Genomic DNA, 26,018 nt, shown 5'->3' on the forward strand with positions numbered 1-26,018 from the left:
CACGATGACCCGGACCGCCACGCCCCAACCGGCGCCAAGCGCACCGGAGAACCCGAAGACCCCGAAGCGGCGGTCCCGCCGCGTGCGCAGCGCGTCGGCGGCGCTGTGGCAGGCCAGCCCGCTGACCTATCTGGCGCTGATCATCGCGATCGTGCTGTCCGTGTTCCCGATCCTGTGGTCGTTCATCGTGGCCTCGCGGGACAACAGTGCGGTGACGGCCATCCCGCCGCCGCTCACGCCGGGGGCGAACTTCTTCTCCAACGCCGCCCGGGTGCTGGAGAACACCGACGCGAACTTCCTCTACGGCCTGGTCAACTCGGCCGTCGTGGCCAGCTCCGTGACGGTGTCGGTGGTGTTCTTCTCGACCCTGGCCGGCTTCGCCTTCGCCAAGCTGAAGTTCCGCGGCAAGAACGCGCTGCTGCTGATCATCATCATGACGATGATGATCCCGACGCAGATCAACATCATTCCGCTGTACCTGCTGATGGTGAAGCTCGACTGGACCAACACGCTGCAGGCGGTCATCGTGCCGTTCCTCGTGCAGGGGTTCGGCGTGTTCATGATCCGGCAGTACGCCGAGTCCGCGATCAGCGACGAGCTGATCGAGGCGGCCCGCATCGACGGGGCGTCGACCTGGCGCACGTACTGGAGCGTCGTGCTCCCCGCGCTGCGCCCGGCGGCGGCCGTTCTCGGCCTGCTCACCTTCATGCAGACCTGGAACGACTTCCTCTGGCCCTATGTTGTGCTCAACGGTGACACGCCGACGGTACAGGTTTCGCTGAACATCCTGGCGACCGGTTACTACAAGACCGACTACGTGCAAGTCTTCACCGGGACAGCTCTGGCGATCGTGCCACTGCTCATCGTGTTCATCGCGTTCGGCCGCCAGATCATCGGCGGCATCATGGAAGGTTCGGTCAAGGCGTGACCATCATCGACCCGCTGACGTTCCCACCCGGCTTCCTCTGGGGGGCGGCCACCGCGTCGTACCAGATCGAGGGGGCGGCCACCGAAGGCGGCCGCACCCCGTCCATCTGGGACACGTTCAGCCACACCCCCGGCAGGACGGTGGGCGGCGACACCGGCGACGAGGCGTGCGACCACTATCACCGCTACCGCGACGACGTCGCGCTGATGAGCGATCTGGGGCTCGGCTCCTATCGCTTCTCCATCGCGTGGCCGCGCGTGCAGCCGGGCGGGCGCGGGCCGATGAACAGCGAGGGGCTCGACTTCTACCGGCGGCTCGTGGACGAGCTGCTGGAGCGGGGCATCACCCCGTGGGTCACGCTGTACCACTGGGATCTCCCGCAGGAGCTCGAGGACGCCGGCGGCTGGCCGGCCCGCGACACCGCCGCCCGGTTCGCCGAGTACGCCGCGCTCGTGCACGGCGCGCTCGGCGACCGGGTCCGGCACTGGACCACCCTCAACGAGCCGTGGTGCTCGGCCTTCCTGGGATACGCCTCGGGCGTGCACGCCCCCGGCCGCCAGCACGCCCCGGACGCGCTCGCCGCGATGCACCACCTGCTGCTCGGCCACGGCGAGGCGGTCCGCGCCATCCGCGCGAACGACCCCGGCGCGCAGCTCGGCATCACGCTGAACCTGTACGCGGTCTCGCCCGCCGACCCCGGCAACGCCGGCGACCTGGAGGCCGCGCGGCGCATCGACGGCCTGGCCAACCGCATCTTCCTGGATCCGGTACTGCGCGGCGCCTACCCCGAGGACGTGCGGCGGGACCTGGCGGGGATCAGCGACTTCGGCTTCGTCCGCGACGGCGACCTGGACATCATCGCCACGCCGCTGGACCTGCTGGGCATCAACTACTACAGCCGGCACGTGGTCGCGGCGCCCGAGCCGGACGCGCCGGCCGAGCCCTACTGGCGGGCGCCGACGTCGTGGCCGGGCAGCGAGGACGTGCGCTTCGTCAAGCGGCCCGGCGTCCCGGTCACCGACATGGACTGGGAGGTCGACGCGCCCGGGCTCACCGAGACCCTAGTGCGCGTCGCGCGGGACTACCCGGGCGTCCCGCTCTACGTCACCGAGAACGGGGCCGCCTACGTCGACACCCCCGGTGCCGACGGGGCGATCGACGACGCGGAGCGGGTCGCCTACTTTGACGCGCACTACCGGGCCTGCCTCGCCGCGATCGCGCAGGGCGCCCCGCTGCGGGGCTACTTCGCGTGGTCGCTGCTGGACAACTTCGAGTGGGCGTGGGGCTATTCGAAGCGCTTCGGCATGATCGGCGTGGACTACGCCACCCAGCAGCGGACCATCAAGGCCAGCGGGCACCGGTACGGCGAGGTCGTCAGGCGCAACGGCCTGGCCGGGTAGCGTGCACCGCCCGACACTTGACGAGGTCGCTGCCCTGGCCGGTGTCGGGCGTGGCACCGTCTCGCGGGTCGTCAACGGCTCGCCGCAGGTGAGCCCGCAGGCGCGGGCCGCGGTGCACAAGGCGATCGAGGAGCTGGGCTACGTGCCCAACCGCGCCGCCCGCGCCCTGGTCACCCGCCGGACCGACGCGGTGGCGCTGGTCGTCTCCGAGTCCGAGGAGCGGGTCTTCGGCGAGCCGTTCTTCGCCGGCATCGTCCGCGGCGTCAGCTCGCACCTGGCCGACACCCGGATGCAGCTGTGGCTGGCGATGGCCCAGTCCACCGGGGAACGGCAGCTCGTGCAGCGTCACCTGCCGGACCAGCACGTCGACGGCGTGCTGCTGCTGTCCCTACACGACGACGACCCGCTGCCCGGCCTGCTGGCCGGGCGCGGGATGCCGACCGTCCTGGGCGGGCGCACCGCGCACATGATCGAAGCGGGCGCCGGCCCCGGAACCGGACGACCGGACCGCCCGGACGGGCACCGCGTCGCCTTCGTCGACAACGACAACGAGGGCGGCGCCCGCGCGGCCGTCGAGCACCTGCTCGACCTGGGTCGCCGTCGTGTCGCGGCGATCGCCGGCCCGCAGGACATGGGGGTCGGCAAGGCGCGGCTGCGCGGGTACCGTGCGGCGCTTCGCTCGGCGTCCCGGCCGTACGACGACCGGCTCGTCGCATACGGCGACTTCAGCGAGGCGAGCGGCGCCGAAGCGATGTACCGCCTGCTGCGTCTCAACCCGGAGCTCGACGCCGTCTTCGCCGCCTCCGACCTGATGGCCGCCGGGGCCATCCGAGCCCTGCGCGAGCAGGGCCGGCGCATCCCCGCCGACGTCGCCGTGGTCGGGTTCGAGGACTCCGTCGTGGCCCGGCAGACCCTGCCGCCGCTCACCACCGTGCGCCAGCCGGTGGAGGGCATGGGTCGCGAGATGGCGAGGCTTCTGCTGGCCCGCATCGCCGGCGGGCCGGCCCGCTCGACCGTGCTCGGCACGCGCCTCGTGGTGCGCGAATCGGCCTGAACCGGACCCTGATCCGGTGCTGCCGATCGCGCCCGGAGGCGTCGATGCTGAGACGATTCTGACGGTTTCTCTGAGAGAGATCGCGGGGCGGCGGGTGGCCCGATGACGGAATGTGCGCACAATGGGGCCGTGAACATCCCGTCCCCGGGCCGCCCGCGCTCCGCCGGCCGGCCCACCCTCGACGAGGTCGCGCTGCGCGCCGGCGTCGGCCGCGGCACCGTGTCGCGGGTGGTCAACGGCTCGCCCCAGGTGAGTCCCGAGGCCCGCGCGGCGGTGCGCAAGGCGATCGACGAGCTGGGCTACGTGCCCAACCGCGCGGCCCGGGCGCTCGTCACCCAGCGAACCGACTCGGTCGCCCTCGTGGTGTCCGAGTCCGAGGAGCGCGTCTTCGGCGAGCCGTTCTTCGCCGGCATCGTCCGCGGCATCAGCTCGGCCCTGGCCGACACCCAGCTGCAGCTGTGGCTGGCGATGGCGCAGTCCCCGGCCGAGCGCGAGCGCGTCGAGCACCACCTGACCAACCAGCACGTCGACGGCGTCATGCTGCTGTCCCTGCACGACGCCGACCCGCTGCCGGTGCTGCTGGAGCGCCGCGGTCTGCCGGTCGTGCTCGGCGGCCGCCCCGCCCGGATGCTCGCCGACGACGAGCGGCTCGACTTCACCGCCCAGCTGTCTCAGCTGTCCTATGTGGACGCCGACAACGAGGGCGGCGCCCGCATCGCCGTCGGCCACCTGCTGGACCGCCGGCGCCGGCGCATCGCCACGATCGCCGGCCCGCAGGACATGGCCGCGGGCGTGTCCCGGCTGACCGGCTACCGCGAGGCCCTCGAACGGGCCGGGCTCGGCGTCGACGAGCGGCTCATCGCGTACGGCGACTTCTCCGAGGCCAGCGGCGAGCGCGCGGTGCACGACCTGCTCGCCGCGGACCCCTCCGTCGACGCCATTTTCGCCGCCTCCGACCTCATGGCCGTTGGCGCCCTGCGCGCCCTGCGCGCCCTCGGCAAGCGGGTCCCCGACGACGTGGCGCTGGTCGGCTTCGACGACGTGGCGATCGCCCGGCAGACCGACCCGCCGCTGACCACCGTGCACCAGCCGGTCGAGGCGATGGGCCGGGAGATGGCGCGGCTGCTGATCGCCCGTATCGGCGGCGCGGCGTCCTCGTCGGTGATGGTGGAGACGCACCTGGTCCGCCGCGCCTCCGCCTGATCCGTCCGTTTGCCGATCTCGCCGGGCGGGCATCCGGAGATCGGAGGAGGTGGCAGCTTCATGAGCGCACAGTGGAAGCAGCGGAGGAGCCGCGCACAGAGCGTGGCGGAAGAGGCCTGGGACCATGCGGCGTCGGTGCTGCAGGGCGCCCGGGCCTTCAGCGGCACGGTCAGGGACCGCGCGTCTGACCTCGCCGGCGAGGCGTCGGAGCGCTACGGCGCGGCGTACCACACGGCGTCGGACCGCGTAGGCTCGGCGAGCGCCGAGGCGCGGAAGCGGGCCGGCCTGGCCCTCGACGCGCTCTCCGGCCGCAAGCCGCGCAAGCCGTGGGGCTGGATCGCGGTGGCGGTCCTGGGCGGCGTGGCGGTGGGCTGGGCGGTGGCCGCATCGGCGCCGAGGGTGATCAGGGCCGCGGCGGACCGTTTCGCTGCCGAGCCCGGCGAGCCCGACACGTTCCCGGCCACGGCCGGACTCCCGGCCCCCGACGAGCCCGTCCCCTGGCGAGCTGAGGCCCGTCACGGACAGATCGCGGACGAGTTCTGACCTGTCCGAGACGCCGCCGTGCGTCCAGCGGAACCGGCCGGCGCCGGCGGTCAGCCGTACTTGCGCAGCTCGCGGCGGGCAAGGGACGCGCGGTGGACCTCGTCCGGGCCGTCGGCCAGGCGCAGGGTCCGGGCAACGGACCACAGCTGCGCCAGCGGGGTGTCCTGGCTGACGCCCGCGGCGCCGTGGGCCTGGATGGCCTTGTCGATGACCCACTCGGCCATGGACGGCACGGCGATCTTGATGGCCTGGATCTCGGTGTGGGCGCCCTTGTTGCCGACGGTGTCCATGAGCCACGCGGTCTTGAGGACCAGCAGGCGCGCCTGTTCGATGCGGACCCGCGACTCGGCGATCCACTCCTGGATCACGCCCTGCTCGGCCAGCGGCCGGCCGAACGCCACGCGCTGGCTGACCCGGCCGCACAGCAGCTCCAGGGCTCGCTCGGCCATGCCGATCAGGCGCATGCAGTGGTGGATGCGGCCGGGGCCGAGCCGGGCCTGGGCGATCGCGAAGCCCAGGCCCTCGCCGGCGATGAGGGCGTCGGCGGGGACGCGGACGTCGGAGAAGATCACCTCGGCGTGGCCGCCGTGAGTGGCGTCGGTGTAGCCGAAGACGTGCATGCCGCGCTTGACGGTGATGCCGGGGGTGTCGCGCGGTACGCACACCATGCTCTGCTGCTTGTGCCGCTCCGCCGCCGGGTCGGTCTTGCCCATCACGACGAACAGGGCGCAGTTGGGGTTCATCGCGCCCGACGACCACCACTTGCGGCCGTTGATGACGTAGCCGTCGCCGTCGCGCTCGATGCGGGTGGCGATGTTCGTCGCGTCCGAGGACGCCACGTCCGGTTCGGTCATGCAGAACGCGGAGCGGATCTGGCCCTCCAGCAGCGGCTTGAGCCAGCGGTCGCGCTGCTGCGGCGAGCCGAACTGGGCCAGCACCTCCATGTTGCCGGTGTCCGGCGCGGCGCAGTTGAGCGCCTCGGGGGCCAGGTGCGGGCTGCGGCCGGTGATCTCGGCGAGGGGGGCGTACTGCAGGTTGGTGAGCCCGGCCCCGAGCGTGGCGTCTGGCAGGAACAGGTTCCACAGCCCGCGTTCGCGGGCGGAGCGCTTGAGGTGCTCGATGATCGGGGGCCGGGCCCACGGGTCGTCCAGGGCGGCGGTGTGCTCCTCGAGGACGTGCTCCGCGGGGTACACCTCCTCGTCCATGAAGTCGGTGAGCCGCTCGTGCAGCTCGGCGGTGCGCTCGTCGAAACCGAAGTCCATCAGCTCTCTCCGTTGATCGCTGCGATGCCCTCTTCGAGCAGGGGCGGGACGAGCTGCCCGATCTCGTCGAAGCCCGCGCCCACGGTCTGGCCCCGCGTGTAGCGGTAGTGGATGCCCTCGAGCACGACGGCCAGCTTGTAGCAGGCCATGCCGACGTACCAGTGCAGGTCGTCGCTCAGCGGCGCCGAGCGGGCGTAGCGGCCCAGCAACTCGTCGCCGGAGGGGAAGCCGGCGGCCGGACCCAGCCCGTCCGCGATCGGGTTGGGGCCGGTCCTGACGCGGTCCAGCACGTTCCAGTACGCCAGCAGCAGCCCCAGGTCGGTCAGCGGATCGCCGATCGTGGCCATCTCCCAGTCCAGCACGGCGGCGACGCGCAGCGTGTCCGGGTCGACGATGAGGTTGTCGAGCCGGTAGTCGCCGTGCACGATGCCCGTGCGCCCGGTGGCCGGGACGGTGGCGGCGAGCCGGTCGCGCAGCGCGTCGGCGGCCGGCAGGTCGCGGCTGCGGGAGCTCGCCAGCTGCCTGCTCCAGCGGCGCACCTGTCGCCGCAGGAATCCCTCCGGCCGGCCGAACTCCGCCAGCCCGACCGCGGCCGGGTCGACCAGGTGCAGCTCGGCCAGTGTGTCCATCATGGCGAAGGCGACCCGCCGCCGGCCGTCGTCGCCGAGCGGGTCGGTCTGGTCGCGGTGGCGCAGCACCACACCGGGGACACGGGCCATGACGTAGAACGGCGCGCCGATCACGCCGGCGTCCTCGCACAGCAGCAGGGCCTCCGGCACCGGTACCGCGGTGGCGCCCAGCGCCGAGATCACCCGGAACTCGCGCGCCATGTCGTGCGCGGTGGCCAGCACGTGGCCCAGCGGCGGGCGGCGCAGCACGAAGACCTCGTTGAGGACGTACGTCAGGTTGGACCGCCCGCCCGCCACGAGCTCGGCCGTCAGCGGCTCACCGACCAGGCCGGGTGCCTTGTCGCCGAGGTAGCTTCGCAGGCGGGAGAGGTCGAGACCGGGCGGCGTGGTCATCGGATCAGTCCAGGGCTGAGACACATTCTCTGTCAAGCTCAAACGTTCCGGCATCGACACCGCTGCGAAACGGGGTGGAAATCCGCGGTCGGCAGTCTGTTCGCAGTACCGGAGAACAAGGCGTACACCAACGGCGGCGTACATCCCCGGCCAAGGACGAACGGGAGGTCGACTCCATGCTGCTCAGGCTACGGGTTGTGCTGCCCGACCGTCCCGGCTCACTCGGGCAGGTCGCCCGGACGCTGGGTGTGGTCGGCGCGGACATCGTTTCAGTGGTCGTATTGGAACGGGTCGGCGGTCGTGCGGTGGACGACTTCACCGTGGTGTGGCCGGCTTCGGCCCAGGTCGACCGCGTACTCACCGGCCTCGCGGCGGTCCCAGGCGTGCGCGTGGACGGTGTGTGGCGCGGCACCGAGCTTTCGGAGCCGAGCAGTGGCCGCGAGGTCGCGCTGATCGGACAGGTGGCGGCAAACCCGGACCACGGACTGGCGACGGTCGTGGACGCGGCACCGGCACTGTTCGGCGCGGACTGGGCGGTCGCGATCCTCGTCGGTTCGGACTGGGCGGGCGGCGGCGCGCGCACCCAGTCCGTGCGCCCGGCTTGGTCCGAATCCTCGGTGGTATGCGCCAGTTGGCGCGCTCCGGTTGTCCCCCCTCAGGTGGACATCGCACCACTCCGGCCCCGCGCGGCGAGCGCAGCTGACGGCGTTCATCTCGCCGTCGCGCCTTTCCAGCGTGGGGGGCTGGTCCTTGTTGTCGGCCGCGGCGGGGCGGAAGGCGACGCTGGAGCACCACCGTTCCACGGATCCGAGGTGGAACGGCTGGCGCAGTTGGTCGGTGCAACCGCGTCTGTGCTGGGGGATCGGCTGGCGGGGCCCGGTTTGGCGGAACCGGGTAAGGCGGGGAGTCGCGTTGCCGGGACCCCCGCTCCCGCCGGCACAACATCGTCATGGGCGCCCTGAACCGCCGGCGGGAGGAAGCGGCCATGACGCTCTGGCGCATCCGGGCCACGGTCGACGACCGCCCGGGCTTCTTGTCGGTCCTCACGGCGAGCCTCGCCCTGCGGAAGGTCAACATCCTCTCCGTGCAGGTGCACAACACCGAGTCCGGCGCGGTCGACGACTTCCTCGTCGAGGCGCCCGACGCCCTCACCCGGGCCGACCTGGTCGACGCCGTGCAGCGCGGTCGCGGTCGCGACCCGTGGGTGGCCCGGGCCGACGTGCGCGGCCTCATCGACGAGCCCACCCGGGTCCTCGCGCTGGCCGCGAAGGTCCTCGACGGCTCGGCCACCCTGGAGGAGGCGATCGCGGCGCTGCTCGGCGACTGCGACATCTCCTGGCGGGCCGGCGCCTCGACCGGCGCGGTCGGCTTCACCACCACCGGCATGCAACTGCGGGACCCGGCGGGCGGCACCCTGTACGTCCGGCGGCCGGCGCCGGCGTTCACCCCGGCCGAATACGCCCGGGCCCAGGCCCTGGTCGAGCTCGCCCGCGTGGCCGAGAGGCGCACGGCGGCCTGAGAGCACGCTGAGAGCGCCCCCTCGATCGACGAGGGGGCGCTTCTCGCTGTATGCGTCTACGTGTAGGGTGGCGACATGTTGGTTGGGTACATGTCGGAGGGCGACGCGTGAATGCCCTTGAGTACGCCCGGCTGCAGTTCGGGCTCACCGCATCGTTGCACTTCCTGTTCGTCATGGTCACGCTCGGCCTGGTCGTGCTCGTCGCCGCCATGCAGACGCGGTACGTCGTGTCGGGCAACCCGGTGTACGGCAAGATGGCCCGCTTCTGGGGCCTGCTGTACGCGATCAACTACGCGGTCGGCATCGCCACCGGCCTCGTCATGGAGTTCGAGATCGGGCTCAACTGGGCCGGCCTGTCCCGGCTCACCGGCGACGTGTTCGGCGCGCCACTGGCGCTGGAGACGCTCATCGCGTTCGTGCTCGAGTCCACCCTGCTCGGGATGTGGATCTTCGGCTGGGGCCGGCTCGGCAAGTGGCTGCACCTCGCCCTCATCTGGGGCGTCGCCGCGACCGCGATGCTGTCCGCGTTCTGGGTCATGGTCAGCAACGCGTTCCTGCAGCATCCGGTCGGGTACGCGCTCGACGCCGACGGCATCGCCCGGCTCACCGACTTCGGCGCGCTGCTGTCCAACAGCGCCCTGTGGTTCGCCCTGCTGCACACCGTGTTCGCGGCGATGACGACCGGCGGCATCCTGCTGGCCGGCGTCAGCGCCTGGCGGCTGCGCCGCGCGCATCGAGCCCGCAGGCGGCGCGAGCTCGGGCCGGACGATCACGAGTTGTTCCGCCGCTCGCTGCGCCTCGGCATCCGGGTCGGGCTGATCGGCACGTTCTTCACCATCAGCTTCGGCTACGCGCAGTTCGGCCCGCTCGGCGACAACCAGCCGACCAAGCTCGCCGGCGGCGCCAAGGCGGCCGCCGAGCAGGCCGCGATGGTCGAGCGGTTCGGCCCCGGCGACTACCTGCCCAGCGAGTGGGTCATCCCCTCACTGGAGGCGATGACCGGGATCGCCAACCTGCTGTTCCTGCTGCTGTTCGTCGCGCAGGTGCTCACGTTCCGCGACACGCTGATCCGCCGTCGCTGGGCCCGGCCGGCGCTGTGGATGCTCACCGTCCTCATCCCGGTGCCGTTCGCCACCGCGATCCTCGGCTGGATCGTGCGCGAGGAGGGCCGCCAGCCGTGGGCCGTGTACGGCCTGCTGCGCACCGCGGACGCGGTGTCGCCGATGAGCGCCGGGGCACTGCGATGGTCGACGTTCGGCTTCACCCTGGCTGTCGCAGCCCTGGCCATCGTCGACTGGTGGCTGCTGGCCCGGGCCGCCGCGCGCACGCCCGGCGGCGAGTTCGGCACCGATGAGGAGACCGGCGAGAACCGGGAGCTGCAGCAGGAGGCGATGGCGTGAGCAATCTGTGGTACGGCATCCTGGGCTTCTGCCTGGTGGCCTACTTCGTTCTCGGCGGGCTCGACCAGGGCGTCGCCATGCTGCTGCCCGCGCTGCGCGGCGACGGCGAGCGGCGCGCCGCCCTCAACGCGATCGGCCCGATGTTCCTGGGCAACGAGGTCTGGGCGGTCGGCGCGGCGGGCGTGCTCGTCGCCGCGTTCCCGCGCCTGGACGGCGAGCTCTACGGCGCCACGTACCCGGCGGTGATCGCGATCGTGCTCGGCCTGCTCGCCCTCAACGCCGGCGTCCAGTTGCGCAGCCGCGGCCGGCGCCGGGCCGGCTTCGACGCGCTCATCGCCGCGAGCGGCCTGGCCCTGGCGCTGGGCTGGGGCCTGCTGCTCGGCGTCCTGCTGCACGGCGTCCCGCTCGACGCCGGCGGCCACCTGCACGGCTTCGCGCCGCTGAAGGACCCGCAGGTCTGGTTCACCGGGCTCGCCAACGTCCTGCTGGTCCTCGTCCACGGTGCGGCCTTCCTGGTCTGGCGCCTCGACGCGGGGCCGGCGCGGGAGCGGATGCGCCGGCTTGTCGTTCGGCTCGGTCCGGCCGCGGGCGGCGTCGCCGTGCTCGTCCTCGGCGGCTGGTACCTCAAGGCGCCCGCGGGCATCCGACACCCGGTCACCGGGACCGTTCTGGCCCTCGTGATCGCCCTTGCCGTCGTCGCCGCCGGGCTCGCGGCGAAGAGACTCACGGCGACGAGAGGTGGCGGGCGGGTGTTCGCGGCGAGCGCTGTGGCGTGCGCCCTACCCGTGCTCGCGGCGGCGTCGGCCCTGTTCCCGGCCGTGCTAGCGTCCACGATGGACCCGGGCGCGACGGTGACCGTCGACGACGCGGCCGCCGGCGGCGAAACGCTGCGGCTGCTCGCCATCGGCGCGGCGCCGCTGATCGCGGTGCTCGTCGCCGTCCAGGCCGCCTGCTGGTGGCTCTTCCGAGCCACGGGCAGTCGCCGGACGTCTCTGTACTGGTAGGTCGCGACACGTGGACAGACGACTGCTGCGGCTCGGCCCGGTGCGCCGCTACGCGGTGGTGCTGGCCGGGTCGGCGCTGCTGGCCGCGGTGCTCGTCGTCGCGCAGGCGGTGAGCCTCGCCACGCTGCTCGCCGCGGCCGTCGCCGGCCGGCTCGACCGCCCGCAGACGGCCGGGTGGCTGGCCGTCTGCCTGGCCGCGGTGGTGCTGCGCGGCCTGCACGCCGGCGCGCTCGGCTCGATCGCCGGCCGGGCCGCCGCGGGGGTCAAGGCGCACCTGCGGGAGGAGCTGCTCGACGCCGCCGCCCGGCGCGGGCCGGCCTGGCTCACCGGCCGGCGCGCCGGCGAGCTGGCCACCCTCGCCGGGCGCGGGGTCGACGGCCTCGACGGGTACCTCACCGGCTACCTGCCGCAGGTGTTCCTCGCCGCCTTCGTCCCGCTCGCCACGCTGGCCTGGCTGGCGTTCACCGACCTGACCTCGGCGGTCGTCGTCGCGCTGACGCTGCCGCTCATCCCGGTCTTCGGCGTCCTCGTCGGCAAGGTGACCGGCGCGCGCACCGCTCGGCAGTGGCACCTGCTCAGCCGGCTCGGCGGGCACTTCCTCGACACCGTGCGCGGCCTGCCGACGCTGCGCGCGTTCGGCCGCGAGCCGGCCTACGTGCGGCGGGTGCGCGAGACCGCGGAGGCGTACCGCGCCGCGACCATGCGCACCCTGCGCCTGGCGTTCCTGTCGGCGCTGGTGCTGGAGCTCGTCGCCACCGTCTCGGTCGCGCTCGTGGCCGTGCCGGTCGGCCTGCGGCTGCTGCACGGCGGGCTGACGCTGAGCGCCGCGCTCGTGGTGCTGCTGCTGGCGCCCGAGGCCTACCTGCCGCTGCGGGCGCTGGGCACGAAGTTCCACGCCAGCCAGGAGGGGCTCGCCGCGTCGGCGGAGATCCATGCGGTACTGCTGGATCGCCCCTCCGCCACGACCGAGCCCCGCCTGCCCCCGTCCGGCGCCGCCATCGCCCTGGACCGGGTCGAGGTCCGCTACGGCGACGTCGTCGCGCTGCGCGACGCGACCCTGCGGATCGAGTCCGGCGACCGGATCGCGCTGGTCGGCCCCAGCGGCGGCGGCAAGTCCACGCTGCTGTCGCTGATCCTCGGCTTCACCGCCCCGACCGCGGGCCGCGTCCTGGTCGGCGGGGCCGATCTCGCCGGCCTCGACCTGGCCGCCTGGCGCGCCCGGCTGGCCTGGATGCCGCAGCGGCCGCACCTGTTCGCCGGCACGGTCGCGGACAACATCCGCCTCGGGGCCCCGGACGCCCCACTGGACGCGGTGGTCGACGCCGCGGTGGCCGCCGAGGCGGACGGGTTCGTGCGGGCGCTCCCGCGCGGGTACGACACCGACCTCGGCGCGCACGGCCTGTCCAGCGGCCAGCGGCAGCGCCTGGCGATGGCCCGCGCCTGGCTGCGCGCCGATGCCTCGGTGCTGCTGTTCGACGAGCCGACCGCGCGCCTCGACCCGGCCAGCGAGGCCGCGGTGGTGGCCTCGGCGGCCCGGCTGGCGGCCGGCCGCACCGCTCTACTCGTGGCGCACCGCCCGGCCCTGCTGTCCATCGCGACCCGCACGGTGACGGTCGACGGCGGCCTCGCCGAGCTGCGCCCGGCGGTGGCGGCCCAATGACGTCGGGAGTCGTGGCCGGTTCGCTGACGCGCGGGGCCCTGCTCAGGCCCGGGGCGCTGATGCGGCTCGTGTTCGCCGGGCTGCTCGCGGTGCTCACCGAGGCGGCCGGCGTCGGGCTCGTCGGCACCGCGACCTGGATGATCGTGCGCGCGGCCGAGCAGCCGCCCCTCGCGGCGCTCGCCGTGGCCATCGCCGCCGTGCGGGCCTTCGCGCTGCTCAAGGGCGGCATCCGCTACGCCGAACGGCTCGCCTCCCACGACGTGGTCCTGCGCGTGCTCGCCGACCTGCGCGCCCGGGCGTTCGCCGCCCTGGCCGCGCGCCGGGACCCGGCCTGGCAGTCCTCCTCGCCGGGTGCCTCCCACGCCGACGCGCTCAGCCGCGTGGTGTCCGATGTGGACGCCGTGCAGGACCTGCTCCTGCGGGCGGTGCTGCCGGCCGCGGTGGCCGGCGTCGTCGGGGTGGCCGCCGTGGCCGGGGTCGGCGCCGCCGACATCCGCGCGGGTGCGCTGCTCGCCGCCGGGCTGTTCGTCGCGGGCGTCGCGCTGCCCCTGCTCGGCAACGCCCTCGCCCGGACCGGGCCCGCGTCGGCGGCGGCGATCGCCCGCACCCGCGGCGAGGTCGCGGAGTCTACTGTGGACCTCGTCCACGGGGCCGCGGAGCTGACCGCGTTCGGCGCCATGCCGGCCGCGCTCGCCGAGGCGTCGGCGCGCGGCCGGCGGCTGGCCCGCCTGGAGGCGCGCGCCGCGGCCGTGACCGGGCTCGTGACCGGGTTCGCGGCGGTGGTACCAGCGGCCACCGCCGTGGGCATCGCCGCGCTCGTGCACGGCCCCGCCGCCCCGGTGCTCGCGCTCGTGGCGCTCACTGTCGGCGAGGTGGTGACCCCGCTCGCCGCGGCCGCCGCCCGCCAGAGCGAGGTCGGCGGCGCCGTGCAGCGCGTCCGGGCGCTTGTCGGCGACCGCACCGGCGACCGCGACGACATGGCCGAAGGACCGCGGCGGCGGGCGTTGCGGGAGCCCGTCGACGTGCGGCTGCGCGGGGTCACGGTCCGCTATCCGCACGGCGTGCGGGCCGCGCTCGAGGGCGTCGACCTCGACCTGCCCGCCGGCCGGCGGGTCGCCGTCGTGGGCAGCAGCGGGGCCGGGAAGTCGACGCTGCTGGACGCCATCGCCGGGCGGGTGCCCGTCGCCGGCGGACGTGTCGACGGGGTGCCCGCCGGGGCCGAGCGGTGGCAGGTGGCCGGGGGCGTGTTCGCCGACGCGCACGTGTTCCACGCCACCGTGCGGGACAACCTCACGCTCGGCCGGGACGGGTTCGGCGACCGCGAGCTGCGGCGCGCGCTGGAGTCGGCGGGGCTGCCCGAGTACGGCGACCGCCTCGACGAGCTCGTCGGCGAGGACGGTGGGCGGCTGTCGGGCGGGCAGCGGCAGCGGCTGCTGCTGGCCCGGGCGCTCGTGGACGCGCCGCCGGTACTGCTGCTGGACGAGCCCACCGAGGGCCTCGACCCGGCCGCGGCGGACGCCGTGCTGGCCACAGCGCTGCGGGCGGCGGGGGAGCGCACGGTGGTGGTCGTCACCCACCGGCGGGCCGACCTGGCCCGCTTCGACGAGGTGGTGACTGTCGAGGGCGGCCGGCTGGCGGGCCCCGTGGCCGGCTGATGCTCCGGCGAGCGGTTGACGCGACCGACGGCCGGTGTGAGACCCTGGAACCCGTGGAGGGGGTGCCGCAGCGTGACGCGACCCGGATCGGTGCTGATCCGATCGGGGACTATGTCACGGTCCTGGCCGCCACGTTGCGCGGGCCGCGCCGCACACGCGCCGAGATGATCACCGAGGCGCGGCACAGCCTGGAGGACGCGGCCGCCGCCTTCGAGGACGAGGGCCTGGAGCCGCTGGCCGCACGGCGCCGGGCGGTGCGCGAGTTCGGCACGCACGGGCAGGTCGTCCCCGCATACCAGGCCGAGCTCGCCGCCCAGCAGGGTCGCCGCACGGCGACGTGGATCGCGCTTGCCCTGCCCCTGGTCAACCTGCTCGCGCCGCTGATGTGGTGGGACAGCCCGTGGGGCGCGGCCGAACCCGCCAGCCACCTGTACTGGGTGCTCGTCGACCACTTCAAGGCCGCGTCGTTCCTCGCCGCCGGGATCGCCGCCCTGGTGGTCGCGGGCTTCTCGTGGGGCAGCCGCTATCTGCGCGACGGCGTGCGGTACACGCGGATCGTCGGCCTCGGCGCCGTCACGTTCCTCGGGCTGCACGGGCTGGTCGGGGCCGCGGTGTTCGGGCTGAGCGTCTACCAGTGGCCAGCCGCGGCGACGTGGCCGCCGGCGCTGGCAGGCATGGCGGTCAACACGGCCGCGTTCGGCTACGCCGGCCTGCTCGCGGTTCGCTGCGTCCAGTGCACCCGCACGGCCCTGCGCAACCGCCACGCCGCCATCGCCTGAGCTGAGCCGCCAGAACGGGACCGCGTCACACCGATGGTGCGGGAGGCGGCAGGAGCACCGCGCCGATCGTGGCCGTGAACTCCTGCCAGGCCGAGCGCTCCTCGGACAGCACCCGCCGCCCGGCGTTGGTGAGGCGATACGTGCGCCGCTCCCGGCCGCCGACCGTGGACCACGCGCTCTCCACGTAACCGGCCCGCTCGAGCCGCCGCAGCGCCGGATAGACGGTGCCGGTCGGCAGCGACAGCGAACCGCCGCTGCGCTCCTGCAGGGCCTCGATGATCGCATACCCGTGGCGGGGTTCGCCGTCGAGCACCGCGAGCAGGAGTGCGTCGAGATGCCCGCGTAGCGCGTCCGCCTTCATGTGTAGCGAGTCTACGGGTTAGCGTGCCGCCGCGCCACGGCAGGGTTTAGCTGGCCGGCTGTTGGGCAGTCCCGTCGCACACATGGGACGGGGGAGCGGGCGGGATGGCGCGGCAGGAACGGACTTCGACGACTGGGCGGCGGTCGTGAGGCGGCGATCGGAGGCCGCGCGGGACATCGACCTGCAGTGGCCGACCGGCCTGGGCACCGCCCTCGCCCTCGCCTCGGGCCGTGCGCTGTCGTACCGGCGCGGCGTGCCCCGGCCGGTCCTTGCCGCGCCCCGCTGGAGCGCCGCCCGCGGCCGGCACGCCCGCCGCGACCCCGGCACCACGCTCGACGCGGGCGTGGTCGCACGGTGGCTGGCCGGGCAGCTGCCGCCGGGCCGCTACAACGGCCTGGTCGTGGGCTCCCCGCACGGCGCCGCCCTGCACCTGGCGGCGGCGCTGGGCGTGCCGTGGCTGCCGGCGGCGTTCGAGCTGCCGACGTCCGACATCGCCGCCGCCGAGGGCAGCGGGGTGGCGGCGGCCGGCGAGCGGCACGCCCGGGTCATCCTCGACGCCAACCCCGACGTGACGGTCCGGCAGGTCTACGACCCGGTGTGGCGCGGCTGGAACCCGGCCGCGACCGCCTACGCGGTGGTCCGCTGGCGACGGCTGCCGGAGGCCTATCGGGACCTCATCGCCGACCGGCTGCGCCCGGGCGCCCCGATCGTCGTGATGCGCGACGTGAGCCGCTGGCTGACCGTGTCCGGCCCGGAGGGGTACACCTTCCAGCTCGGCGGCCGCTCCACCGGCCTGGCCGCGTCCGACTACTACGACCGCCGCACCGCGCCCATGCAGAGCGACCTGCCGGAGGACAGCGACGGCGAGCGCAGCGTGGACCGCGGGTTCGTCGAGGACCTGCGCCGGTACGCCTCCGCGCACGGCCATCCGGTCCGCCAGATCCTCTACCGCCACCCCGACGTGCTCAGCGGCTCGGTCGCCGACCTCTACCGCGACTGGCTGCGCGCCGGCGCCCGCACCGGCAACCGGCTCGTCGTCGAGTGCGGCCGGTTGTTCGACCCGTGGCACGTGGTGCGGGCGGGCCTGGTGCCGTACTGGTGCGAGCACCCGCTGCGCTCCGCGGTGCGCGCGGTGTCGTGGTGGCTGGCCGGCAGCGAGCCGTTCACGTCGGTCGACGTGCTGCCGGAGCCGCCGGGGGTGCCGCTGCCGACGACCGCGCCGCTCGCGGAGTGGCAGGCGGTGGCGGCGTTCGGGACCCGGCACGCGCTCGTCGACGGGCGGTGCGCCCGCGCGTACCCGTCCGGCTCCGTCCCGGCCCATCACGCGACGCAGGTGCTGCGCTCGCATCCGCACGACCTGCCGTACCTGCCGTTCCTGGAGGCCGACGCGGCGCTGGCCGGGCTCGCCCAGCGCGGCCAGACCGACGGCCTGCTGGTGCTGTGAGCCCGGCCCCGGGCGCCGGGGCGTGGGCTCAGGCGGCCGTGGTGTCCTCGGACTTCTCCTTGTTCTTCTGCACCTTGCTGATGACGTCGTGCAGCGGCTTCGTCCCGCTGCCGACCACCACGCCGGTGATGATCGCGTCGACCCAGACCGGGATGCCGTGCCAGCCCTCGCCGGCGATGGAGTGCAGCAGGTACAACCCGCCGGACGCGGAGGCGACGGTGGCCAGCGCGACCGCGACGCCCCACGAGATCAGCCCGCGGCTGGCGCGGCCCTTGTCGACCAGCGACTTGGCGTGCGCGACCTGGATGAGGTCGTCGAGGGTGGCGTCGTGGTACTTGTTCGCCATGTTCGCCACGGCCCGCTCCAGTTCGCCCTTGGCGTGCTGACCGGGCATGAACCTGGCGAAGGGCTCGAGCACCCGCTCGAGCGCGGCGGCGAACGCGAACAGCACGCCGAAGAGGGCGGTCGCGTCCGGCAGGTGGATCTCTTCGGCGTTGACGCCGAAGTGGTACAGCGCCCAGGAGCCCGCCCCGCCCGCCGCGACGAGCAGGAACGCCGCGATCAGCGCGCCGATGCCGGCCGGCTGCGACGCCACCGCGGCCGCCTCGCCGCCGCGTGCCGCCACGCCGTCGTCCCCGGCCGCCGCCACGGCCGCGCCGATCCCGGCCCCGGGCACATCGGGGGCGGGCACTCCCGCGACCGGCCCGGGCGCGGGGATGCGCTGGGTGACGTCGCCGTCCGGTCCGGGCTGGGTGGGCACGGGCGGCCGGACGAGGTTGGGCGGTGCGACCGCGGCCGCGGCCACGACCCGGTTTCCTGTGTTGCCGAGAACGGCGTTGCGCCGGACCAATGCCATGCGTGGGACGTTAGCTCCCGTCGATGCCCCGGTTCATCCGGGGATCGTTCAGCTTCAACTCGTTCCTTCGGGGGCTCCTGGGCGTTGTCGCCTCGGGGTGCGACAGCGGCGGGGCCGCCGTCCGCCCCGTGTGGAGTGGACGGCGGCCCCGCCGACGTCTGTTGCTGCCCTGTGTCAGTGCTGTGTTGCCGTTTGCGCTGTGTTGCCGTTTGCGCTGTCGCTCACGCGGCCGGCGCGGAGGCCGAGCCGGATGCCGAGGCGCTCGCCGGCGCCGAGCCGCTCGGGCTCGCGGTGGCGGTTTGCGGCGGCAGCGCGCTGCCCTTCACATACTCGTCCCAGGACTTGTCCCAGTCGGTCCAGCCGTTGCCCCAGGCGAGCTTGCGGGGCGTGTTCTTCACGATCACGATGTCGCCGATTTTGGTCAGGTTGTACAGGAACTTCGCGTTCGACTCGGACACGTTCGTGCAGCCGTGCGACACGTTGCGCTTGCCCTGCGAGTCGACCGACCACGGGGCGGAGTGGATGTACTCGCCGCCGCTGGTCATGCGCTGCGTCCAGTAGACGGTCTCGCGGTACGGGTCGTCGGGGTCGGTCCCCACGAACAGCTCGGACTGGTTCTTGTCCATGACCACCATGTGCCCGCTGGACGAGGGGGTCTTGGCCTTGCCGAGGCTGACCGGGATCGTCTTGACGACCTGGCCGTTCTGTTCCACCGTCATCTGGTGGGTCTTGTCGTCCGTGGTCATCACGATCTTGTCGCCGATGCTGAACGTGCTCGTGACGTCCTTGGTGCCCCAGCCGGTCTTGGTGAGCTGGAGGCCGCCGACGGCGAGCCGCACGTTGATCTTCGTGCCGGTCGTCCAGTACTCCTTCGGGCGGTAGTGGATCTCGCCGCCGTTGAACCAGTGCCAGGTGCCGACCTGCGGCGGGTCGGCGGTGACCAGCAGCCGCTTCTCCACCGAGGCCCGCAGCTCCTGCGGGACGCTGGAGCCGAACCGCACGACGATGGGCATGGCCACGCCGTACGTCTTGTTATCGCTGATCCCCGTCGAGACGTTGACCGTCTTGCCGGGCTTCGCCATTGTGGTGAACGTGATCTTCTTACCGGCAGTGTCGCCGGCAGAGGACACGGTCGCCGTGTATTGCGTGCCGTATTTGAGCTGCGCGGCGGGGACCCAGGTCGTCCCGTCGGGGCGGAGCCCGCCCGCCACCGTCGCACCGGAGGCGTCCGTGAGCGACACCTGGGCGTTGGCGCCCGGTGTGGCCTGCAGGGACAGCTCGGTGGCGGTGGAGACGTCGCTCGCGCCGTCGGTGGGAGCGGCAAAGGCCGCCTTGGGCAGCTCGGCGGACGCGGAAGCCGAGGGGCCGCCGCCACTGGCGTCAGTGCCGGTCCATTTCGGCTTGACCTCGTCGTTGCTGCAGCCCGCAGCCAGAACGGCGACGCCCGTGAGAGCGGCGATCGTGGCCAGTGCGCGTGCGGAGACTCCCATGTCCACACCTCCTTCGTTGGGCTAGAGCATGCACCGGTTGCAACGCCGGTGTATCCCGTGTTTGTGCCACCGGTCCAAATTTGCGCGAACCCGTGGTGGCGAGTGATCTTGCAATGCAACATCGTAGGAAGGAACTGATGGTCGCAGCCATCCGCTGTTTCGACGTGTTCCGGACTGCCTGAGGTTGCGTGACAGTTCGGTAACAGGCCCCCGGCCTGCCGCTCGTGGGATTTCTCACGAGCACGCGGCTGGTCGGCCGCCGGTACGCACGGTACGTTGTTGCGCGCGGCGGGCTCGCCGGCATGGGGTACGGACTCGAGTACCGATCATGCGAATTGCCCTCGTTCTTCGCGTACACTGGCAAGACCGCTCCCCAGGGCCGACGTTGTCCCGATTTGCACTCGATAACGTCAAGGAGGCCCGATGGTGTATTCCCGACCGGAGCGGCAGGGCCTGTACGACCCTGCCTTTGAGCACGACGCCTGCGGGGTCGCCTTCGTCGCTGACATCCACGGCCGGCAGTCCCACGACGTCGTGTTCAAGGGGCTCACGGCGCTGCGCCGGATGGATCACCGAGGCGCCCGCGGTGCGGAGCCCAACACCGGTGACGGCGCCGGGATCATGATCCAGATCCCGGACGCGTTCCTGCGCGAGGTGGTGCCGTTCGCGCTGCCGCCCGCCGGGCAGTACGCGACCGGCCTGGCCTTCCTGCCGACCGACGACGAGGCCGCCGAGCGCGCCCAGCGGGTGCTGGAGAAGTACGCGCTGGTCGAGGGCGCCCAGGTGCTCGGCTGGCGGGACGTGCCCATCGACGCCACCGACCTCGGCGCCACCGCTCTGGTCGCCATGCCGCGCATCCGCCAGGTGTTCCTCAGCGCTGAGCGGCTCGGCTCGCCCGGCGTGGTGCTGTCAGGCCTGGAGCTGGACCGCGTCGTCTACTGCGTGCGCAAGCAGGCCGAGCGGGAGACCCGCGAGCGCGGTATCAAGCTGTACCTGCCGTCGCTGTCCTCGCGCACGATCACGTACAAGGGCATGCTCACCCCGGACCAGGTCGTGTCCTACTTCCCCGACCTGTCCGACGAGCGGGTGGCCTCGGCGATCGCCCTGGTGCACTCGCGCTTCTCCACCAACACGTTCCCGTCGTGGGAGCTCTCGCACCCGTACCGCATCATCGCCCACAACGGCGAGATCAATACGATCCGCGGCAACCGCAACTGGATGGCCGCCCGCGAGGCGCTGCTGGCCACGGAGCACCTGCCCGGCAACATCCGCCGGCTGTTCCCGATCTGCACGCCCGAGGCGTCGGACTCGGCGAACTTCGACGAGGTTCTGGAGCTGCTGCACCTGGCCGGGCGGAGCCTGCCGCACGCGGTACTGATGATGATCCCGGAGGCATGGGAGAACGACCCGCGCATGGACCCGCTGCGCCGGGCGTTCTACCGCTTCCACGCCTGTCTCATGGAGCCCTGGGACGGCCCGGCCAGCGTCGCGTTCACCGACGGCACCGTCGTCGGCGCCGTGCTCGACCGCAACGGCCTGCGCCCCGGCCGCTGGTGGCAGACGAGCGACGGGCTCGTCGTGCTGGCCAGCGAGGCCGGCGTGCTCGACCTCGACCCGGCCACGATCGTGGCCAAGGGCCGCTCGGCGCCGGGCAAAATGCTGCTCGTGGACACCGCCGCCGGGCGCATCCGCACCGACGACGAGATCAAGGCCGAGCTCGCCTCCGCCGAGCCGTACACGGAGTGGCTGCACGCCGGGCTCATGGACCTCGACCAGCTGCCCGAGCGCGAGCACATCGTGTACACCCACGACTCCGTGCAGCGCCGGCAGCAGACGTTCGGGTACACCGAGGAGGAGCTCAAGATCCTCATCGGCCCGATGGCCCGGACCGGCGCCGAACCGCTCGGCTCCATGGGCACCGACACCCCGGTCGCGGTGCTCTCCACCCGGCCGCGGCTCATGTACGACTACTTCACCCAGCTGTTCGCGCAGGTCACCAACCCGCCGCTGGACGCGATCCGCGAGGAGCTGGTGACCAGCGTCGCCGCCACCATCGGCCCGGAGGGCAACCTCCTGCGGCCCGGGCCGGCGTCCTGCCGCCAGATCGCCCTGCCGTACCCCGTCATCGACAACGACGACCTGGCCAAGATCCTGGACATCGACGACGACGGCGACCTGCCCGGCTTCAAGGCCGTGCGGGTGTCGGGCCTCTACCCGGTCCGCGACGGCGCGACCGGCCTCAAGCGCCGCCTCGTCGAGATCATGCGCGGCGTGTCCGAGGCCATCGAGGACGGCGTGCGGATCCTGGTGCTGTCCGACCGCGACTCCACCGCCGACCTGGCCCCGATCCCGTCGCTGCTGCTCACCGCCGCGGTCCACCAGCACCTGGTGCGCGAACAGACCCGCACCCAGGTGTCGCTCATCGTCGAGTCCGGCGACTGCCGCGAGGTGCACCACGTGGCGCTGCTGTCCGGCTTCGGTGCGTCGGCGGTCAACCCCTACCTGGCCTTCGAGAGCGTCGAGGACCTCATCGCCACCGGGGCGCTGGCGGGCATCGACCCGGACAAGGCGATCCACAACTACGTCAAGGGCCTCGGCAAGGGCGTCCTGAAGATCATGTCCAAGATGGGCATCTCCACCGTCTCGTCGTACTGCGGTGCTCAGGTCTTCGAGGCCGTCGGCCTCGACCCGCGGTTCGTCGAGCGGTACTTCACCGGCACGCCCACCAAGATCGGCGGCATCGGCCTGGCCGAGGTGCACGCCGAGATCGCCGTCCGGCATGCCCGGGCCTACCCGGCCAACGAGGCCGAGCGGGCGCACCGGCGGCTCGAGGTCGGCGGCGAGTACCAGTGGCGCCGCGAGGGCGAGCTGCACCTGTTCAACCCGGAGACCGTGTTCCTGCTGCAGCACGCGACCCGGTCCCGGCAGTACGACGTCTTCCGCCGCTACACCGCCAAGGTCGACGAGCTGGCCGGGCGGGCCGGTTCCCTGCGCGGGCTGTTCGAGCTGCGCACCGGCACGCGGCCCGCGGTGCCGCTCGACGAGGTCGAGCCGGCCACGGAGATCGTGAAGCGGTTCGCGACCGGAGCCATGTCCTACGGCTCCATCTCGGCCGAGGCCCACGAGACGCTCGCGATCGCCATGAACAACATCGGCGGCAGGTCCAACACCGGCGAGGGCGGCGAGGACCCGGAGCGGCTGCACGACCCGCGCCGCCGCTCCGCGGTCAAGCAGGTCGCCAGCGGACGCTTCGGCGTGACCACCGAATACCTGGTCAACGCCGACGACCTGCAGATCAAGATGGCCCAGGGCGCCAAGCCCGGCGAGGGCGGGCAGCTGCCCGGCAACAAGGTGTGGCCGTGGATCGCCAAGACCCGCCACGCCACCCCCGGCGTCGGGCTCATCTCCCCGCCGCCGCACCACGACATCTACTCCATCGAGGACCTGGCGCAGCTCGTCTTCGACCTCAAGAACGTCAACCCCGCGGCGCGCGTGCACGTCAAGCTCGTCTCCGAGGTCGGCGTGGGCACCGTCGCCGCCGGCGTGGCCAAGACCAAGGCCGACGTCATCCTGATCTCCGGGCACGACGGCGGCACCGGCGCCTCGCCGCTCAACTCGCTCAAGCACGCGGGCACGCCGTGGGAGCTGGGCCTGGCCGAGACGCAGCAGACGCTGCTGCTGTCGGGCCTGCGCGACCGGGTCTGCGTCCAGGTCGACGGGCAGCTCAAGACCGGCCGGGACGTGGTCGTGGCGGCGCTGCTGGGCGCCGAGGAGTTCGGCTTCGCGACCTCGCCGCTGATCGTCTCCGGCTGCATCATGATGCGGGTCTGTCACCTCGACACCTGTCCGGTCGGCATCGCCACGCAGAACCCGGAGCTGCGCAAGCGGTTCAACGGCTCGCCGGAGTTCGTGGAGAACTTCTTCTGGTTCATGGCCGAGGAAGTCCGCGGCTACCTGGCCGAGCTGGGCTTCCGCACGCTCGACGAGGCGATCGGGCACACCGAGCTGCTCGACGTGCGCCCGGCGGTCGACCACTGGAAGGCCGGTGGACTGGACCTGACGCCGCTGCTGCACGTTCCCCCGCTCGCCGACGACGCGGCGCGGCGGCAGACCACCAAGCAGGACCACCGCCTGGAGCGGGCGCTGGACAACCAGCTCATCGCGGCGGTGTCGCCGGCCCTGGACGCCGGCGAGTCGATCCGGCTCGAGATCGCGGTGCGCAACGAACACCGCTCCGTCGGCGCCATGCTGGGCGGCGAGATCGTACGACGGGTCGGCGGCGGCGCCGGCCTGCCCGACGACACCGTGGACATCACGTTGCGCGGCACCGCCGGGCAGTCGTTCGGCGCCTGGGTCCCCCACGGGGTCACCCTCCGGCTGGTCGGCGACGCCAACGACTACGTCGGCAAGGGCCTGTCCGGCGGGCGGCTGATCGTGCGGCCCGACGAGCGCGCGCCGTTCGTCGCCGAGGAGCAGATCATCGGCGGCAACACCGTGCTGTACGGCGCGACCGCCGGCCGGCTGTTCATGCGCGGCCGCGCCGGCGAGCGCTTCGCGGTGCGCAACTCCGGCGCCGTCGCGGTCGTCGAGGGCCTGGGCGACCACGGGTGCGAGTACATGACCGGCGGTACCGTCGTCGTGCTCGGCCCCACCGGCCGCAACTTCGCCGCGGGCATGTCCGGCGGGGTCGCCTTCGTCTGGCGGCTCGACCGCGCCCTGGTCAACCCGGAGCTGGTCGACCTGCGCCCGGTGTCCGACCCGGAGGCGCTGCGCGCCCACGTGCGCGAGCACCTCGCCGAGACCGGCTCGGCCGTGGCCGAGCGGCTGCTGGCCGACTGGGACTCCGCGGTCGCGGAGTTCACCGAGGTCATGCCGCGCGACTTCGAGCGCGCGATGGAGGCGATACGGGCCGCCGAGGCTGCCGGCCGCGACGTCGACGCGGCCGTCATGGAGGTGTCGCGTGCCTGACCCGAACGGTTTCCTGCGCCACGAGCGGCGGCTGCCGGCCCGCCGGCCGGTCCCGGTCCGACTGCGGGACTGGCGGGAGGTGTACCCGTCCGCCTCCGACGAGCTGATCCGGGAGCAGGCCGGCCGCTGCATGGACTGCGGCATCCCGTTCTGCCACGACGGCTGCCCGCTGGGCAACCGCATCCCGGACTGGAACGACCTGATCCGCACCGGCGACTGGGACTTCGCGATCGAGGCGCTGCACGCCACGAACAACTTCCCGGAGTTCACCGGCCGGCTGTGCCCGGCGCCGTGCGAGGCCGCCTGCGTGCTGGCCATCGCCGGCGGCCAGGCGGTCACCATCAAGCAGGTCGAGGTCGAGATCATCAACCGGGCCGTGGCGTCCGGCCGGGTCACCCCGCGCCCCGCGCCGGAGCGCACCGGCAAGAGCGTCGGCGTCGTCGGCTCCGGCCCCGCCGGGCTCGCCGCCGCGCAGCAGCTGGCCCGGGCCGGGCACGACGTCACCGTCTACGAGCGCGACGACGCGCTCGGCGGGCTGCTGCGATACGGCATCCCGGACTTCAAGCTCGAGAAGGAGCACATCGACCGGCGCCTGGAGCAGCTGCGCGCCGAGGGCGTGAAGTTCCGCACCGGCGTCAACGTCGGCGTGACCGTGTCCGTGGAGGAGCTGCGGGCGTCGCACGACGCCCTGCTGCTGGCCTGCGGCGCCCTCGCCGGCCGGGACACGCCCGAGACGCCGGGCCGGCAGCTGCGCGGCATCCACCCCGCGATGGAGCACCTCGTCGAGGCCAACCGCGTCGTCGCCGGCAAGCAGCCGTCCGCGTCGATCACCGCCGCCGGCAAGCACGTCGTCATCATCGGCGGCGGCGACACGGCCGCCGACTGCCTCGGCGTCGCGCACCGGCAGGGCGCGCGCTCGGTGCTGCAGCTCGACCAGTACCCGGTGCCCCCGCAGGAACGCGACGAGTCCCGCGACCCGTGGCCGACCTGGCCGTGGATCCTGCGCAACTACCCCGCCCATGAGGAGGGCGGGGAGCGCGCCTTCGCCGTCGCCGTCACCTCGTTCGAGGGCGACGCGGACGGCAACCTCACCGCGGTCCGCATCGCCGAGGTCCAGGTCTCGAGGGCGGACGGCCGGCGGACCGTCACCGTCGTGGAGGGGACCGAGCGGGAGTACCCGGCCGACCTCGTCCTGCTCGCCATCGGCTTCGAGGGCACGGAGGAGGGCCCGCTGCTGACCACGCTGGGCCTGACCCGCAACCGCCGGGGCGGCATCGACACCGGCTCCGACTGGCAGACCAGCGCCCCCGGCATCTTCGTCGCCGGCGACATGCACCGCGGCGCGTCGCTCATCGTGTGGGCGATCGCCGAGGGCCGCGCCGCCGCCGCGTCGATCCACGCCTACCTCGGCAGCGACGGCCACCTGCCCTCGCCGGTCGACCCGTCCGCGGCGGCCCTGTCCGCCTGAGA

20 protein-coding genes are annotated in these 26,018 nt (G+C 73.3%); 15 read left to right on the top strand and 5 right to left on the bottom strand.

Going from position 1 to position 26,018, the window contains the following annotated elements; genetic code table 11:
• Positions 1-4 precede the first annotated feature (4 nt).
• The 5 genes from ABT297_RS18725 (at position 5) to ABT297_RS18745 (ending at position 5,128) form a co-directional block, all read left to right on the top strand.
• Positions 5-928: a carbohydrate ABC transporter permease gene (locus ABT297_RS18725; protein ID WP_502885592.1), complete on the top strand. Its 924-nt coding sequence runs from the start codon at positions 5-7 to the stop codon at positions 926-928.
• Positions 925-2,328, top strand: a complete 1,404-nt coding sequence (locus tag ABT297_RS18730) for a GH1 family beta-glucosidase (protein ID WP_350550847.1) — start codon at positions 925-927, stop codon at positions 2,326-2,328. The genes ABT297_RS18725 and ABT297_RS18730 overlap by 4 nt, the downstream gene beginning before the upstream one ends.
• A gap of 1 nt (position 2,329) precedes the next feature.
• On the top strand, positions 2,330-3,382 hold the full coding sequence (locus ABT297_RS18735) for a LacI family DNA-binding transcriptional regulator (RefSeq protein ID WP_350550849.1): 1,053 nt from the start codon (positions 2,330-2,332) through the stop codon (positions 3,380-3,382).
• A 135-nt stretch (positions 3,383-3,517) separates the two neighbouring features.
• Complete coding sequence (locus ABT297_RS18740; protein ID WP_350551029.1) at positions 3,518-4,585, top strand: LacI family DNA-binding transcriptional regulator; 1,068 nt, start codon at positions 3,518-3,520, stop codon at positions 4,583-4,585.
• Positions 4,586-4,645: 60 nt separating this feature from the next.
• Complete coding sequence (locus ABT297_RS18745; RefSeq protein WP_350550851.1) at positions 4,646-5,128, top strand: hypothetical protein; 483 nt, start codon at positions 4,646-4,648, stop codon at positions 5,126-5,128.
• A gap of 50 nt (positions 5,129-5,178) precedes the next feature.
• Here ABT297_RS18745 and ABT297_RS18750 read toward each other — a convergent pair whose 3' ends face one another.
• Together ABT297_RS18750 and ABT297_RS18755 are read right to left on the bottom strand one after the other, a co-directional pair.
• Complete coding sequence (locus ABT297_RS18750; RefSeq protein WP_350550854.1) at positions 5,179-6,390, bottom strand: acyl-CoA dehydrogenase family protein; 1,212 nt, start codon at positions 6,388-6,390, stop codon at positions 5,179-5,181.
• Entirely contained in the window at positions 6,390-7,436 is a 1,047-nt protein-coding gene (locus ABT297_RS18755) for a phosphotransferase family protein (protein WP_502885593.1), read from the bottom strand. Before ABT297_RS18755 ends, ABT297_RS18750 begins: the two co-directional genes overlap by 1 nt.
• 152 nt (positions 7,437-7,588) lie before the next feature.
• Here ABT297_RS18755 and ABT297_RS18760 point away from each other — a divergent pair, with 152 nt between their 5' ends.
• From ABT297_RS18760 to ABT297_RS18790, 7 genes are all read left to right on the top strand, one after another.
• Positions 7,589-8,374: an ACT domain-containing protein gene (locus ABT297_RS18760; protein ID WP_350550859.1), complete on the top strand. Its 786-nt coding sequence runs from the start codon at positions 7,589-7,591 to the stop codon at positions 8,372-8,374.
• Between the two features lie 23 nt (positions 8,375-8,397).
• A complete protein-coding gene (locus ABT297_RS18765; RefSeq protein ID WP_350550862.1) occupies positions 8,398-8,931 on the top strand; it encodes an ACT domain-containing protein in 534 nt (177 codons plus the stop codon).
• Positions 8,932-9,038: 107 nt separating this feature from the next.
• Positions 9,039-10,331, top strand: coding sequence for a cytochrome ubiquinol oxidase subunit I (locus ABT297_RS18770; RefSeq protein WP_350550865.1), 1,293 nt, complete (start codon positions 9,039-9,041; stop codon positions 10,329-10,331).
• Positions 10,328-11,335 carry a cytochrome d ubiquinol oxidase subunit II gene (locus ABT297_RS18775; protein ID WP_350550868.1) on the top strand — a complete coding sequence of 336 codons (1,008 nt, stop codon included), beginning with the start codon at positions 10,328-10,330 and terminating at the stop codon, positions 11,333-11,335. The genes ABT297_RS18770 and ABT297_RS18775 overlap by 4 nt, the downstream gene beginning before the upstream one ends.
• A gap of 10 nt (positions 11,336-11,345) precedes the next feature.
• Entirely contained in the window at positions 11,346-12,995 is a 1,650-nt protein-coding gene (gene cydD, locus ABT297_RS18780) for a thiol reductant ABC exporter subunit CydD (RefSeq protein ID WP_350550871.1), read from the top strand.
• The gene (cydC, locus tag ABT297_RS18785; RefSeq protein ID WP_350550874.1) at positions 12,992-14,650 is read left to right on the top strand and encodes a thiol reductant ABC exporter subunit CydC; all 1,659 of its coding nucleotides are present in this window, start codon (positions 12,992-12,994) and stop codon (positions 14,648-14,650) included. Before cydD ends, cydC begins: the two co-directional genes overlap by 4 nt.
• Before the next feature lie 53 nt (positions 14,651-14,703).
• A complete protein-coding gene (locus ABT297_RS18790) occupies positions 14,704-15,429 on the top strand; it encodes a permease prefix domain 1-containing protein (RefSeq protein WP_350550876.1) in 726 nt (241 codons plus the stop codon).
• A gap of 25 nt (positions 15,430-15,454) precedes the next feature.
• Here ABT297_RS18790 and ABT297_RS18795 read toward each other — a convergent pair whose 3' ends face one another.
• Positions 15,455-15,790, bottom strand: coding sequence for a PadR family transcriptional regulator (locus ABT297_RS18795; protein ID WP_350550879.1), 336 nt, complete (start codon positions 15,788-15,790; stop codon positions 15,455-15,457).
• A 145-nt stretch (positions 15,791-15,935) separates the two neighbouring features.
• On the opposite strand from ABT297_RS18795, the gene ABT297_RS18800 reads away from it, so the two are divergent.
• On the top strand, positions 15,936-17,234 hold the full coding sequence (locus tag ABT297_RS18800) for a hypothetical protein (protein WP_350550882.1): 1,299 nt from the start codon (positions 15,936-15,938) through the stop codon (positions 17,232-17,234).
• Positions 17,235-17,262: 28 nt separating this feature from the next.
• Here ABT297_RS18800 and ABT297_RS18805 read toward each other — a convergent pair whose 3' ends face one another.
• Positions 17,263-18,090, bottom strand: coding sequence for a hypothetical protein (locus ABT297_RS18805; RefSeq protein ID WP_350550884.1), 828 nt, complete (start codon positions 18,088-18,090; stop codon positions 17,263-17,265).
• Positions 18,091-18,311: 221 nt separating this feature from the next.
• Complete coding sequence (locus ABT297_RS18810; RefSeq protein WP_350550887.1) at positions 18,312-19,580, bottom strand: L,D-transpeptidase; 1,269 nt, start codon at positions 19,578-19,580, stop codon at positions 18,312-18,314.
• A 423-nt stretch (positions 19,581-20,003) separates the two neighbouring features.
• Here ABT297_RS18810 and gltB point away from each other — a divergent pair, with 423 nt between their 5' ends.
• Together gltB and ABT297_RS18820 are read left to right on the top strand one after the other, a co-directional pair.
• On the top strand, positions 20,004-24,548 hold the full coding sequence (gltB, locus tag ABT297_RS18815; RefSeq protein ID WP_350550890.1) for a glutamate synthase large subunit: 4,545 nt from the start codon (positions 20,004-20,006) through the stop codon (positions 24,546-24,548).
• Positions 24,541-26,016, top strand: coding sequence for a glutamate synthase subunit beta (locus tag ABT297_RS18820; RefSeq protein ID WP_350550893.1), 1,476 nt, complete (start codon positions 24,541-24,543; stop codon positions 26,014-26,016). The genes gltB and ABT297_RS18820 overlap by 8 nt, the downstream gene beginning before the upstream one ends.
• The last annotated feature ends 2 nt before the right edge of the window (positions 26,017-26,018 follow it).

Source organism: Dactylosporangium sp. NPDC000555 (assembly GCF_040300025.1).
Lineage (GTDB): Bacteria > Actinomycetota > Actinomycetes > Mycobacteriales > Micromonosporaceae > Dactylosporangium.

Excerpts from the sequence above, each read along its gene's own strand:
- ABT297_RS18725 (WP_502885592.1), top strand. The coding sequence starts at position 5 with ATGACCCGGACCGCCACGCCCCAACCGGCGCCAAGCGCACCGGAGAAC.
- cydC (WP_350550874.1), top strand. The coding sequence starts at position 12,992 with ATGACGTCGGGAGTCGTGGCCGGTTCGCTGACGCGCGGGGCCCTGCTC.
- ABT297_RS18810 (WP_350550887.1), bottom strand. The coding sequence starts at position 19,580 with ATGGGAGTCTCCGCACGCGCACTGGCCACGATCGCCGCTCTCACGGGC.
- ABT297_RS18795 (WP_350550879.1), bottom strand. The coding sequence starts at position 15,790 with ATGAAGGCGGACGCGCTACGCGGGCATCTCGACGCACTCCTGCTCGCG.
- ABT297_RS18805 (WP_350550884.1), bottom strand. The coding sequence starts at position 18,090 with ATGGCATTGGTCCGGCGCAACGCCGTTCTCGGCAACACAGGAAACCGG.
- ABT297_RS18765 (WP_350550862.1), top strand. The coding sequence starts at position 8,398 with ATGACGCTCTGGCGCATCCGGGCCACGGTCGACGACCGCCCGGGCTTC.
- ABT297_RS18760 (WP_350550859.1), top strand. The coding sequence starts at position 7,589 with ATGCTGCTCAGGCTACGGGTTGTGCTGCCCGACCGTCCCGGCTCACTC.
- gltB (WP_350550890.1), top strand. The coding sequence starts at position 20,004 with ATGGTGTATTCCCGACCGGAGCGGCAGGGCCTGTACGACCCTGCCTTT.
- ABT297_RS18745 (WP_350550851.1), top strand. The coding sequence starts at position 4,646 with ATGAGCGCACAGTGGAAGCAGCGGAGGAGCCGCGCACAGAGCGTGGCG.
- ABT297_RS18750 (WP_350550854.1), bottom strand. The coding sequence starts at position 6,390 with ATGGACTTCGGTTTCGACGAGCGCACCGCCGAGCTGCACGAGCGGCTC.